At 62.1% G+C, this 12,102-nt stretch carries 14 protein-coding genes; 9 read left to right on the forward strand and 5 right to left on the reverse strand.

Annotated features, from left to right (window positions below; genetic code table 11):
* Positions 1-135 precede the first annotated feature (135 nt).
* Entirely contained in the window at positions 136-891 is a 756-nt protein-coding gene (gene olsB / locus N5D53_RS06855) for an L-ornithine N(alpha)-acyltransferase (protein WP_190869668.1), read from the forward strand.
* Positions 891-1,679 (forward strand): lysophospholipid acyltransferase family protein, encoded by a 789-nt coding sequence (locus N5D53_RS06860; RefSeq protein ID WP_104960848.1) that lies wholly within the window; start codon positions 891-893, stop codon positions 1,677-1,679. The genes olsB and N5D53_RS06860 overlap by 1 nt, the downstream gene beginning before the upstream one ends.
* A gap of 112 nt (positions 1,680-1,791) precedes the next feature.
* Here N5D53_RS06860 and N5D53_RS06865 read toward each other — a convergent pair whose 3' ends face one another.
* On the reverse strand, positions 1,792-2,376 hold the full coding sequence (locus N5D53_RS06865; RefSeq protein ID WP_190869670.1) for an ACP phosphodiesterase: 585 nt from the start codon (positions 2,374-2,376) through the stop codon (positions 1,792-1,794).
* Positions 2,377-2,526: 150 nt separating this feature from the next.
* Between N5D53_RS06865 and N5D53_RS06870 the strand changes: the two genes are divergently transcribed.
* Both N5D53_RS06870 and N5D53_RS06875 read left to right on the forward strand, forming a co-directional pair.
* Positions 2,527-2,829 carry a helix-turn-helix transcriptional regulator gene (locus tag N5D53_RS06870; RefSeq protein WP_003255178.1) on the forward strand — a complete coding sequence of 101 codons (303 nt, stop codon included), beginning with the start codon at positions 2,527-2,529 and terminating at the stop codon, positions 2,827-2,829.
* A 17-nt stretch (positions 2,830-2,846) separates the two neighbouring features.
* Complete coding sequence (locus tag N5D53_RS06875; RefSeq protein WP_010952123.1) at positions 2,847-3,896, forward strand: alkene reductase; 1,050 nt, start codon at positions 2,847-2,849, stop codon at positions 3,894-3,896.
* Between the two features lie 109 nt (positions 3,897-4,005).
* On the opposite strand, the gene N5D53_RS06880 is transcribed toward N5D53_RS06875, so the two are convergent.
* The 3 genes from N5D53_RS06880 to N5D53_RS06890 all read right to left on the reverse strand — a co-directional run bounded on the left by N5D53_RS06880 (position 4,006) and on the right by N5D53_RS06890 (position 6,881).
* The gene (locus N5D53_RS06880) at positions 4,006-4,875 is read right to left on the reverse strand and encodes an ATPase (protein WP_190869671.1); all 870 of its coding nucleotides are present in this window, start codon (positions 4,873-4,875) and stop codon (positions 4,006-4,008) included.
* Positions 4,876-4,948: 73 nt separating this feature from the next.
* On the reverse strand, positions 4,949-5,941 hold the full coding sequence (locus tag N5D53_RS06885; protein WP_064492402.1) for an NAD(P)-dependent oxidoreductase: 993 nt from the start codon (positions 5,939-5,941) through the stop codon (positions 4,949-4,951).
* 49 nt (positions 5,942-5,990) lie between these two features.
* Positions 5,991-6,881, reverse strand: a complete 891-nt coding sequence (locus N5D53_RS06890; RefSeq protein WP_003255184.1) for a LysR family transcriptional regulator ArgP — start codon at positions 6,879-6,881, stop codon at positions 5,991-5,993.
* A gap of 101 nt (positions 6,882-6,982) precedes the next feature.
* Here N5D53_RS06890 and N5D53_RS06895 point away from each other — a divergent pair, with 101 nt between their 5' ends.
* Both N5D53_RS06895 and N5D53_RS06900 read left to right on the forward strand, forming a co-directional pair.
* Positions 6,983-7,582, forward strand: coding sequence for a LysE/ArgO family amino acid transporter (locus N5D53_RS06895; RefSeq protein ID WP_020191198.1), 600 nt, complete (start codon positions 6,983-6,985; stop codon positions 7,580-7,582).
* A gap of 266 nt (positions 7,583-7,848) precedes the next feature.
* Positions 7,849-8,445 (forward strand): Fe-Mn family superoxide dismutase, encoded by a 597-nt coding sequence (locus N5D53_RS06900; protein ID WP_003255187.1) that lies wholly within the window; start codon positions 7,849-7,851, stop codon positions 8,443-8,445.
* Positions 8,446-8,598: 153 nt separating this feature from the next.
* Here the strand turns inward: N5D53_RS06900 and N5D53_RS06905 are convergent, their stop codons facing one another.
* Complete coding sequence (locus N5D53_RS06905) at positions 8,599-9,348, reverse strand: TIM barrel protein (protein WP_190869672.1); 750 nt, start codon at positions 9,346-9,348, stop codon at positions 8,599-8,601.
* Between the two features lie 193 nt (positions 9,349-9,541).
* On the opposite strand from N5D53_RS06905, the gene N5D53_RS06910 reads away from it, so the two are divergent.
* From N5D53_RS06910 to N5D53_RS06920, 3 genes are all read left to right on the forward strand, one after another.
* Positions 9,542-10,444 (forward strand): GntR family transcriptional regulator, encoded by a 903-nt coding sequence (locus N5D53_RS06910; RefSeq protein WP_190869673.1) that lies wholly within the window; start codon positions 9,542-9,544, stop codon positions 10,442-10,444.
* Between the two features lie 774 nt (positions 10,445-11,218).
* Positions 11,219-11,524: a hypothetical protein gene (locus N5D53_RS06915; protein WP_223843559.1), complete on the forward strand. Its 306-nt coding sequence runs from the start codon at positions 11,219-11,221 to the stop codon at positions 11,522-11,524.
* A 129-nt stretch (positions 11,525-11,653) separates the two neighbouring features.
* Positions 11,654-12,010 carry a hypothetical protein gene (locus N5D53_RS06920; protein WP_324256254.1) on the forward strand — a complete coding sequence of 119 codons (357 nt, stop codon included), beginning with the start codon at positions 11,654-11,656 and terminating at the stop codon, positions 12,008-12,010.
* Positions 12,011-12,102 lie beyond the last annotated feature (92 nt).

Raw genomic sequence — 12,102 nt, forward strand, 5'->3', positions numbered from 1 at the left:
TCAGTTAAGGCTCAGGGTGTGTCACGCAAGCATCACCAAAGATTCACAGGGGTGACACTGGGTCTACCTAGGCTGACTTTGCACAACAAAGCCGACCGGCCGCAACCCTTCTTGGCTGGCTTATGGAGACTCGTAATGACTCGGATCGCTACCGCTGGCGACTACAGCACTGAACGCCGTCTGCAAGCCGAACGCCTGGTTGGCGCCACGGCGCTGCAAGAAGCCCAAGCCTTGCGCTACAAAGTATTCAGCGCAGAATTCAAGGCCAAGCTCAAAGGTGCCGAGCAGGGCCTGGACATGGACGACTACGACGTGCACTGCCGCCACATTGGTGTACGCGACCTGAGCACCGGCGAACTGGTTGCCACCACCCGCCTGCTCGATCACCAGGCCGCCAGCAGCCTGGGCCGTTTCTACAGCGAAGAAGAATTCAGCCTGCACGGCCTGTTGCAGCTGCAAGGCCCGATCCTCGAACTGGGCCGTACCTGCGTCGCCCCCGACTACCGCAACGGCGGTACCATCGCCGTGCTCTGGGGCGAACTGGCCGAGGTGCTCAACGAGGGCCGCTACAGCTATCTGATGGGCTGCGCCAGTATCCCCATGCAGGACGGCGGCGTGCAGGCCCATGCAGTGATGCAGCGCCTGCGTGAACGTTACCTGTGCACCGAACACCTGCGTGCCGAGCCGAAAAAACCACTGCCGAAACTGGCCCTGCCCAACAACGTCATTGCCGAAATGCCACCGCTGCTCAAGGCCTATATGCGCCTGGGCGCGAAGATTTGCGGCGAGCCATGCTGGGACGAAGACTTCCAGGTGGCAGACGTGTTCATCCTGCTCAAACGCGACGAGCTGTGCCCACGCTACGCCCGCCACTTCAAGGCGGCGGTCTGATGCCGAAGTTGCGGGTACTGGCCCGCCTCATCCGACTGCTGCTGGTGCTGGCGCAGGGCATGCTGATGGCCAGCATTATCGCCTTGGGCGAACGCTTGGGCTTCAAGGCGCCGATCGAACGGCGCCAGCGCTGGACTTGCCTGTTCATGAAGCGCCTGGTCGCTGCCCTGCCCTTCGACGTCAAGGTAGTCGGCGAACTTCCGCAACGGCCGATGTTGTGGGTCAGCAACCATGTTTCCTGGACCGACATCCCCCTGCTTGGCATGCTCACGCCGCTGTCTTTCCTGTCCAAGGCCGAAGTGCGCCACTGGCCGGTGGCCGGCTGGCTGGCGGAAAAGGCCGGCACGCTGTTCATTCGCCGTGGTGGTGGCGACAGTCAGCGCCTGCGCGAACAGATCGCCGGGCAACTGGGGCTGGCCCGCCCGCTGCTGATATTCCCCGAAGGCACCACTACCACCGGCCGCACGTTGCGCACCTTTCATGGCCGCCTGCTGGCAGGTGCCATCGACCGTGGCGTGGCAGTGCAGCCAGTCGCTATCCAGTACCTGCGTGATGGCCAGATCGACCCGGTAGCGCCGTTCATTGGTGAGGACGACCTGGTGTCGCACCTGATGCGCCTGTTCGCCCTGCCGCGGGGCGAGGTGTGCATCCACCTGCTGCAGCCAATAGGTAGCGTGGGCAAGGAACGTGCGGTGCTGGCATTGCAGGCACAGCAGGCGATTCACCTGGCGCTGTTTGGGGTTGAAGACGTGGAGATGGCGCCACGTCGACAGGCGCGGGCTGCCTGAATGCGTGTACTGCCTGTTCTGGCCCTTTCGCGGGTGAACCCGCTCCTACACCGAGCGCATTGCCCGTAGGAGCGGGTTTACCCGCGAAGAGGCCAATATCACCCACACACCTCTAACTGTCAGACATCCGCCCTACCGCCGCAAACGCCTGCAGTTGCGGGTAGAACTCGCGAAAATCCGCCAGCAGCGGCTCATACAGCCGCTCCAGCTCCACCATCACCCCGGCCATCCCCTCAGGCCGCGACAAGCGCCGGGCAATGCCGTTGAACACCTGCGCCAGCGTATCGAAGTCGCCATACGCCCCTAGCCAGTCATCCGCTGCCATGAACGGCGCAATCCGCGCCAGCCGCCCAGGCAGCTCAGGCTCTGCCAGCAATACCCGATAGAACGCGCCAGTGAACTGCTCCAGCGGCTGATCGGCGTAGTTGCCCCAGTGCCGTGCCAGGCAATGGTCGAAAAACACATCCAGGACGATGCCGGCAAAACGCCGCCGCTCGCGTGGAAAACGTGCCAGAGCCGCCAGCACCACTGGGTGCCGGTCAGTGTAACTGTCGATTTGCCGGTGCAGCCGGATGGCCGCCTCCAGCGCAGGCGGAAAGCGCCCTTCCAACGAGCCTTTGACAAAGTCGCCATACAGGCTGCCAAGCAGTTGTTGCGGCGCCGGGCCGCCCAGGTGCAAGTGTGCGAGGTAGTTCATGAGCGCAGTCTAGCATCGTCACCGAACATATCGTTATAACGCGATATATCGATTCGTGCTCAGCTCAGAACACCTTCGTATTTGTATATCGGAATTCAGCGAATTATATTTCGCTCCATCGCGATATACCGCTACAACGAGCCTCAAACCATGCCACTCGATCTCGACGAAATCATAAAAGCACTGGCCCACCCGGTCAGGCGAGAAATTCTCAGCTGGCTGAAAGACCCGGCAACCCAGTTCCCGGACCAGTACCACAGCACCGAAAACGGTGTGTGTGCCGGGCAAATCGACCAACGCTGCGGCCTGTCGCAGTCGACCGTCTCTGCCCACCTGGCCACGTTGCAGCGCGCCGGGCTGATCAGCAGCCAGAAGATTGGCCAATGGCACTTCTTCAAACGCGACGAAGCCACCATCCAGGCGTTCCTCGAACAACTGCGCCAAGCACTTTGACAAGGCAGGTAACCGCTATGACCACGCTTTTCGATCCGATCAAACTGGGCGACCTGCAACTGCCCAACCGTATCATCATGGCCCCGCTCACCCGCTGCCGCGCCGATGAAGGCCGCGTGCCCAATGCACTGATGGCCGAATACTACGTACAACGTGCCAGCGCCGGGCTGATCCTCAGCGAAGCGACTTCGGTCAGCCCCATGGGCGTCGGCTACCCAGATACCCCCGGCATCTGGAACGATGAACAGGTACGTGGCTGGAACAACGTGACAAAGGCCGTGCATGCTGCGGGCGGTCGCATTTTCCTGCAGCTGTGGCACGTGGGTCGTATCTCCCACCCCAGCTATCTGAATGGCGAACTGCCTGTGGCCCCCAGCGCGATCCAGCCCAAGGGCCATGTGAGCCTTGTGCGCCCACTGAGTGACTACCCTACCCCGCGGGCGCTGGAAACCGAAGAAATCAACGACATCGTCGAGGCCTACCGCAGTGGCGCCGAAAATGCCAAGGCTGCCGGTTTCGATGGTGTGGAGATCCATGGCGCCAACGGTTACCTGCTCGACCAGTTCCTGCAAAGCAGCACCAACCAGCGCACCGACCGTTACGGTGGCTCGCTGGAAAACCGCGCGCGCCTGTTGCTGGAGGTGACCGATGCGGCCATTGAAGTGTGGGGCGCGCAGCGCGTAGGTGTGCACCTGGCACCGCGAGCCGACGCCCACGACATGGGCGACGCCGACCGCGCCGAGACCTTCACCTATGTGGCCCGAGAGCTGGGCAAGCGCGGCATCGCCTTCATCTGCTCACGGGAGCGGGAAGCCGACGACAGCATCGGGCCGCTGATCAAAGAGGCATTCGGTGGCCCGTACATCGTCAACGAGCGGTTCGACAAGGCCAGTGCCAATGCGGCCCTGGCCAGTGGCAAAGCGGATGCCGTGGCGTTTGGTGTGCCGTTCATCGCCAACCCCGACCTGCCGGCACGGCTGGCAGCGGATGCGCCGTTGAACGAGGCACATCCCGAAACCTTCTATGGCAAGGGGCCGGTGGGTTACATCGATTATCCGCGGTTGTGATTGAGGGCCATTCGCGGGCATGCCCGCTCCCACCGGTATAGCGACAGGCTTGAAAGCTGTGCTCGATCCTGTGGAAGCGGGCGTGCCCGCGAACAAGGCTCAGCTGATGTTACGGACGGGCGTTGATCTGTTGCTGCAGGTTCTGAATCTGGCTCTGCAGCGTATTCAGGTTACGCGTCATCTGCGCACGGAAGGCATCGAACTCCTGCACCGAAGCACCACTGGATGACGCCGCAGCCGGGCGGTTGTCGACCTGACTCTTCAACACCAGCATGTCCTGCTGCAGGCTCTGAATGTCAGCGCTCGGGTTGCCCTGTTTCTTCAAGGCCGCCACCTCGCTACCCAAACTCTTGAGCTGGCCGTCCAGCTGAGCGCCATCCAACTGTGAGGCCTTCAGCGCGGCAACCTGCTCGCTCAGGCTCTTCAACTGGGCATCCAGCTTGCCACCATCGACCTGGCCGGAACGCAGCGCCGCCAACTCGCCATTCACCAGCTTCAGTTGCGCCTGCAACTGGCTTTGCAGCTCGGTAACAGCCTTCTGCTGTTCTCGGGTATCGGCCAGCACCTGCTCCAGACGCTTGCCCAGGTCGCCGGTCTGCCCGGCAACACCCTGCTGCAACTGGCGCAGCTGTAGCTTCAATGCCTCGCTGCTGGTAGTGGCGCCAGACTCACTGGCCGCCACCTTGCCACTGATTGCCTGAAGGCGGCCAGCCGCCTCTTCACTGATGCGGGCAAAGCTTTCCTGGGTCGCCACCAGTTGCTGCTCCATCAGCGAGATCTGCTGGAAGCTCCACCAGCCCAGACCCGCCAACGCGATGAACGAGGCACCGAGCAATGCCCACAACGGCGCCGTGCTGGCCCCGCGGGCGGCTTTCTGGCGGCTGCGCATCACATGCGCCGGCATCAGTTCGTCATCATCAACGGTGCCCGCCCGCAAGGCAGGCACGTCATCAAAGTCATCGTGAGCATGGTTACGCATGGATACATTCAACCGCGGTAGTCACAAAGAGGCACGAGTATAAACCGCCAGCGCAGCGCATTGATGACCATTGTCAGCCGGGCGGCAAATGCTTCCACCAGCCGCAGAATTCATCCACCGCCGTCCACAGGCTGACCTTGGGCTGATAGTCCAGGTACTGCCGGGCACGGCTGATATCCAGGGTGAAGTCACGGCTCATCACCTGCATGCCCAGGCGCGACAAGGTCGGTTGCGGGCGACCTGGCCATAACATACAGGCTGCCTCGTTCAGCGCGGCCAGGCTGTAGGCCAGGCCATAGGAACGGTAGCGGGTCACCTGGGGAAGCTGCATCTGGCGCATCACGTAGTTGACCACGTCCCACAGCGGCAGTGGCTGGCCGTTGCTTATGTTGTAAGCCTGGCCCAGCGCCCGGTCATCAGCGAACAATGCACTTAGCAGCGCCTCGTTGAGGTTGTGCACACTGGTGAAATCGACCTTGTTCAGGCCGTTGCCGATGATCGCCACACGCCCTTTGCGCTGCATCTGCATCAGCCGCGGGAAGATACTGGCATCGCCCGCGCCGGTGACGAAGCGCGGGCGCAGCGCCAGCACTTCGAGGCCGAACTCCTGGGCGCCGAACACTTTCTGCTCGGCCAGGTACTTGGTTTGCCCATAGTGATCGTGGAAGCGACGCGGTACCTGGTCTTCACGGACGTCCAGACGCGAACGGCCATTGAAGTAGATCGACGGCGAAGACAGGTGCACCAGGCGCCGTACGTGCTCTTTCAGGCAGCCCTCGACCACGTTCTCGGTCACCACCACGTTGCCTTGGTAGAAATCCTGATAGCGCCCCCAGTTACCCACTGCGCCAGCGCAGTGCACCACGGCTTCGACACCCTGGCACAAACGCCGGGCCAGCTCGGCGTCACCCAGGTCGCCCGGGATGAACTGTGCGCCACGCTTGACCAGATGCTCGACCCCTTCGGCACGGCGGCCGCTGACGCGCACGTCCAGGCCTTGCTCCAGGGCGAAACGCGCAAAGCGCCCGCCAATGAAGCCACTCGCGCCGGTGACCAGAATTCGCATGTAACACTCCGTCTTGCCAGATTTCAGATGCAACTGACGCCAGCCATGGCTACAAGGGCACCAGCCAATGCTGTGCGGTGTGCCGCAGGTGGTCGGTCAGTTGCGCGAGCAATTGCCCGCCATTGCGCCAATGATGCCAGTACAGCGGCACATCGATAGGGGTATCGCGGCAGATTTCCACCAATTGCCCACTGGCCAGTTGCTCCCGGGCCTGCAATTCGGGCACCAGGCCCCATCCCAACCCGGCCTCGGTCATGCGCAGGAAGCCTTCGGATGAAGGGCACAGGTGGTGCAGGAAACCACCCTCTATGCCCAGCGATGCCAGGTAGCGATGCTGCAGGAAATCGTCCGGGCCGTACACGATCGCTGGAGTACGGGCCAGGCGGCTGGCGACAAAACCTTGGGGGAAGTGCCGCGCCATGAACACGGGACTGGCCAATGCCCGGTAGCGCATGGCCCCCAGTGGCAAACTACGTGCGCCGGCTACCGGCCGCTCACTCCCACACAGGCAGGCCGCCACTTCGCCGGCACGCATGCGTTTCAGGCCCACTTCCTGGTCCTCAACCACCAGGTCGGTCAGCACGTTCTGTTGTGCGCAGAAGTTGCCCACCGCGCCGGCCCACCAGGTGGCCAGGCTATCGGCGTTGAGGGCGATGCGCAGGCGCTCCGGCATGCCCTCTTCGTCCAGCGCCGGTACCTGGCGCTGCAGGTCGCGTTCGAGCAGGCGCACCTGCTGCACATGGTTGAGTAGCTGGCGGCCGACTTCGGTCGTGCCGGGCGGCGAGGCACGTACCAGCACCGGCTGGCCGACCCGCGCCTCAAGCAACTTGATGCGCTGGGAAATCGCCGATTGCGACAAGCCCAGCACCTGCGCCGCACGCTCGAAACCGCCTTGTTCGATCACTGCCGCGAGGGCAGCCAGCAGCTTGTAGTCGAACATCGATTTTCCTAATGGGTGATGAGCTTTATTTGTTTTTCTTATACAGCGCCGAACATCACAATGGCCAGCATCTTTCGTGACCCTTTTTGGAGAGCCCTGCCATGTGGCAAAGCTATCTCAATGGCATGCTGGTGGCCTTCGGCCTGATCATGGCCATTGGCGCCCAGAACGCCTTCGTCCTCGCCCAGAGCCTGCGCCGTGAGCATCACCTGCCGGTGGCAGCGCTGTGCATCATCTGTGACGCCATCCTCGTGGCCGCCGGGGTATTCGGCCTGGCTACCGTGCTGGCACACAACCCGACCTTGCTGGCGATTGCCCGCTGGGGCGGCGCAGTGTTCCTGATCTGGTACGGCGCCAAGGCGCTGCGCAGTGCCTGCTCCAAGCAGAGCCTGCAGCACCAGCAAGGCCAGGGCGTTCGCTCACGTCGCGCCGTACTGCTCAGCGCCCTGGCGGTGACCCTGCTGAACCCGCACGTGTACCTCGACACCGTGTTGCTGATCGGCTCGCTGGGCGCCCAGCAGTCCGCCCCTGGCGCCTATGTGGCCGGGGCGGCCAGCGCTTCGCTGCTGTGGTTCTCGACCCTGGCCATTGGCGCGGCGTGGCTGGCACCGTGGCTGGCGCGGCCGGCGACCTGGCGCATGCTCGACCTGATGGTGGCGGTGATGATGTTCGCGGTGGCGGCGCAATTGATCTTCAACTGACCTCGGGGCGCGGCATATTCATCAACGGCAAGATCGTGCAGCACGCGGTCTTGCAGGCAACACCCGCGCAACGCCGAGCCGCCGGTCGGCACAGCCCAGCCCCTGCGGAACCTCTATTCCCTATGTTTGTTGCGTGGTTATGCGCCGGGCCCGGTGCTATGATCCAGCCCTTGCGTCGCAAAGAGTACAGACTCGCCGACGCTTATCGGGCCGCCCGTGATCGGCCTTGCGCAAACCGCAAACAGACCTGAATCAGGAGATCCACCATGGCTTTTGAATTGCCGCCGCTGCCGTACGCCCATGACGCCCTGCAGCCGCACATCTCCAAGGAAACCCTGGAGTATCACCACGACAAGCACCACAACACCTACGTCGTGAACCTGAACAACCTGGTCCCAGGCACCGAATTCGAAGGCAAGACCCTGGAAGAGATCGTCAAGAGCTCTTCGGGCGGCATCTTCAACAACGCCGCTCAAGTCTGGAACCACACCTTCTACTGGAACTGCCTGTCGCCAAACGGCGGCGGCCAGCCTACCGGTGCACTGGCTGACGCCATCAACGCCGCTTTCGGTTCCTTCGACAAGTTCAAGGAAGAGTTCACCAAGACTTCGGTGGGCACCTTCGGTTCCGGCTGGGGCTGGCTGGTCAAGAAAGCTGACGGTTCCCTGGCCCTGGCCAGCACCATCGGCGCCGGCTGCCCACTGACCAGCGGCGACACCCCGCTGCTGACCTGCGACGTCTGGGAACACGCCTACTACATCGACTACCGCAACCTGCGTCCGAAGTACGTCGAGGCGTTCTGGAACCTGGTCAACTGGGCCTTCGTTGCCGAGCAGTTCGAAGGCAAGACCTTCAAGGCCTGAGTCCCTCAGCCTTGAGCAAGAAACCCGGCCTCGTGCCGTAATGCTGGCAGTCCAGCATTGCCATCCACGCCGGGCTTCCTCGAAAAACCGATGCCAGTCTTCTGGCATCGGTTTTTTTTCAAGGGTTCTGGAACGGGCCAGCGCACAGGGCGTTCATGAGGCGTACTGACCAAGCCAGCCAAGGCTATCCGCAGTAGCGCCCGTAGGCCGGTACTCACACCCGACCCAGCCCGCATACCCGCGCTGCTCCAGCGTCGCAAACAACCCTGCAATATCCATCTGCCCCGTCCCCGGTTGATGCCGCCCAGGACAGTCGGCCACCTGCACATGCACCGTCCGCTCAAAGAACTGTGCCAGCACATCGGCCGCATTTCCGGTCAACAACTGCGCATGGTACAGATCAAGGATCAGCCCGATACTCGCATGCGCCTCCAGCACCTGCTGTGCCTTGTTGAAGTCGGACATGTAATACCCTGGCATTTCCTGCGCGCAGATCACTTCGATCAATGGCCGCAGCCCCTGGTCCTCGAAATACTTCACGGCATAGTCCAGGTTGCTCGCGTACACCTTGCCGGCGCCATCCTCGTGGGTTATCCCGGACATCAGGTGCACATCCGTACATGCCAGTGTGCGGGCATAGCTGGCTGCCTGGCGCAACCCGTCACGAAACTCGGGCTCCTTGCCCGCCACCGCGGCAATGCCCTTGGAAACGCCAGCCGGTGCGGCAAACTGGACCAATGGCAACGCATACTTCGCCAGTTCATCAGCCAACAAACTCGCATCCAACTCATAGGGCGAGGGGAATTCCACCGCGCGAAATCCGGCGGCAGCGGCGGCTTCGATACGCTGCAGAAAAGGCAGTTCGTTGAACTGGAAGCCGAGGTGAGCATTGAATTTGAGCATGTGTAAAGATCCATCCCGGGAAGAAAACATTCGTCGTTGCAAAGCCTGAGCCGCGGCTCAGGCACTGCACTGGCGGCAACTGCGCCAGCTCGCTGCGTGCAGACACTCAGGTCCTTCGTGTGTGGTATTTTCCTGCCCCAGTCCGACCCAAATCTGCCGGATCGACTGAAGTCAAACATTCGGAATACAGCCTGTGATCAAGAAAGACCTCGCCCTGCAATTGGCCCCTCGCGTCATCGAGATGATCCGCGCCCGGTCGATGAAGGCCGGCGAGCCATTGCGCGAGCAGACCTTCGCCCAAGCCTTCGATGTCTCCCGCTCCCCCATCCGCAGGGTATTCGCCCTGCTCGCCGAGTGGAACATCGCGGTCCAGGAGCCCAATCGCGGCTATTTTCTGAAACAGGACGCCGGGCAGATCCAGGAAGCCACCGTACCGCCCGTCTGCGACCCCTTCGAAGACTTCTACCTGCGTGTGGTGGACGACATCCTCAACGGGGAAATCCCTGCCGAATTCTTTGAAGCCCAGCTACTGCGACGCTACTCTGTGCCTCGCGGGCAACTGCTCAAGGTCCTCAACCGGCTGGCAAGCGAAGCCATGGTCGAGCGCAAGCCCGGGCAAGGCTGGAGCCTCAACGAATTCGTGCACAACGCCCAGACCCACATCCAGAGCTACCGCTTCCGCATGGCCATCGAGCCGGCCGCACTGCGTGAGCCGGGCTACAACGTGAACCAGGCCGCCTTTGCCAAAGCCAGGGCGCAACAGCAGGCCATGCTCGACGGCGAGATTCACACGCTGTCACGTGCCCAACTGTTTGAAATCGGCGCCCAGTTTCATGAAATGATCGTGCAATGCTCGGGCAACCTCTTCTTCATCGATGCCATACGCCGGCAAAACCAGCTCAGACGCTTCATGAGCTACAAAGCCAACGTCGACCGCAGTCGCCTGATGACGCAATGCCTGGAGCACCTGCACCTGCTCGACCTGATCGAATCCGGTCGGCGCGAAGAGGCCGCACGGTTTCTGTGGAAACATCTGGACGAAGTCGGCCGCCTCAAAACCGGCCAGGCTGCCTTGCAGGAAAGCCAGCAGGCATAACCCCTCTCCCCCTTCCTTCAAACCTGCGCGTGAATCAGTTATGGCAGCTTAGCCATTGCCTCCTTTTGACACAAGATACAAAGAAGCCTGAAAAATCAGCGCTCGGCGTAAAATTTGCGCCACTCATTGTATTTCATTGCAACAATAAGCAATATGCGCATCGCTCGGACGCACTGTGGCACCGAATCACACAGGAAGGGATGCAATGGAACAAGGAACGTTGGCTAAAGGGACGGGGGTTTCGAGCCTTCTGTTCGGGGTGTACACGATTCTGCTGGCCCTGCTTGGCCTGACACTGGCCTATCAGGGAGGCGCGCTGGTCAATGCCGGTGGCTCGCCTTACTACGCGATGATGGGCACCGTATTGTTGCTGGCCGCCGCACTCATGGGCCTGAAGAAGGCGGCCGGAATTTACCTCTATGGCGCAGCATCCCTAGCCACCTACGGTTGGGCGATCTGGGAGTCGGGCTACAACGGCTGGGCCTATATTCCACGCCAGGCCTGGCTGGTACTGCTCAGTGTGATCTTTCTGGCTTTCTGGCCACTGGTCCGCCGCGACTTCGCCAAAATCAACAAGGCACTGTACTTCAGCATCATGGGCGTGCTGCCGCTGCTGATGGCGGCCACCATCCTGGCACCGCTGTTCTTCCCGAACATCGTTCATCTGGCCGACTCGCCGGCTATTACCGCGCATTCACAGCAACCGTTCAGCCGCAGCACGGTGGCATCACCAGATGCCAACCCATCCGCGGGGTGGTCATCACCGGTAGCCGGGTGCTGGACTCGGATGTGCGCCCGGCACCGTCAGGCGTGGTTCGCGCCTACGATGCAGTCAGCGGCAAACAAAAGTGGGCCTGGGCTCATGGCCGTCCCGATAGCACTGCACCTGCCGACGCAGATGAAACCTATACGCTCAGCACGCCCAACTCATGGGCGCCGATTTCCGCCGACGACGAGCTGGGGCTGGTCTACATCACCACTGGTAATGCAACAGGTGACTTCTATGGCGGTACCCGCACCGAACAGGAAGACAAGTTCAGTTCTTCGCTGGTGGCCCTGGATGCCCTACGCCGCCAGTAGTCGCCCGGCAATAACCAGGGGTTCCGCGTCCAGGCCGGCCTGCCGTACGGGGCCATCAAGGACCCATGGACGTGGGCGCTGGAACAACCGTGCATCGCGCCACCCTGGGGGTTCATCTCAGCTATCGACCTGCGCACCCGTGAAGTACGCTGGAGCCGCCCATTCGGCACCGGCTATGGCAGCGGCCCCTTGGGCATCGCCTCGAAACTGCGCTTCGAAATCGGTACACCGAGCGATGCCACCGGCGTGGCTACAGCCGGCGGCGTGACCTTCATCGGCGCTGCCATCGACCGTTTCATGCGCGCCTACAACAGCGAAAGTGGTGAATTGCTGTGGGAAGAACGCCTACCGGCCGGCAACCAGGCGTCGCCCCTGACCTACGTGAGCGAAGGCCGCCAGTACGTGGTTGCAGTGGTCGGCGGGCATGACCGGATTCCGACCAAGCTGAGTGACAGCATCATTGCCTGGGCGCTGCCGGAGAAATAGCGCTGCCTTTCAGGGGCAGCCATCGTTTACTTCCGCTCCACAGGCCCTCTGTTCGAGGAGTGTGCCATGCCTGTGCGGGCGGGCTCTCCGCG

Source organism: Pseudomonas sp. GD03862, assembly GCF_029840855.1.
GTDB lineage: Bacteria > Pseudomonadota > Gammaproteobacteria > Pseudomonadales > Pseudomonadaceae > Aquipseudomonas > Aquipseudomonas alloputida.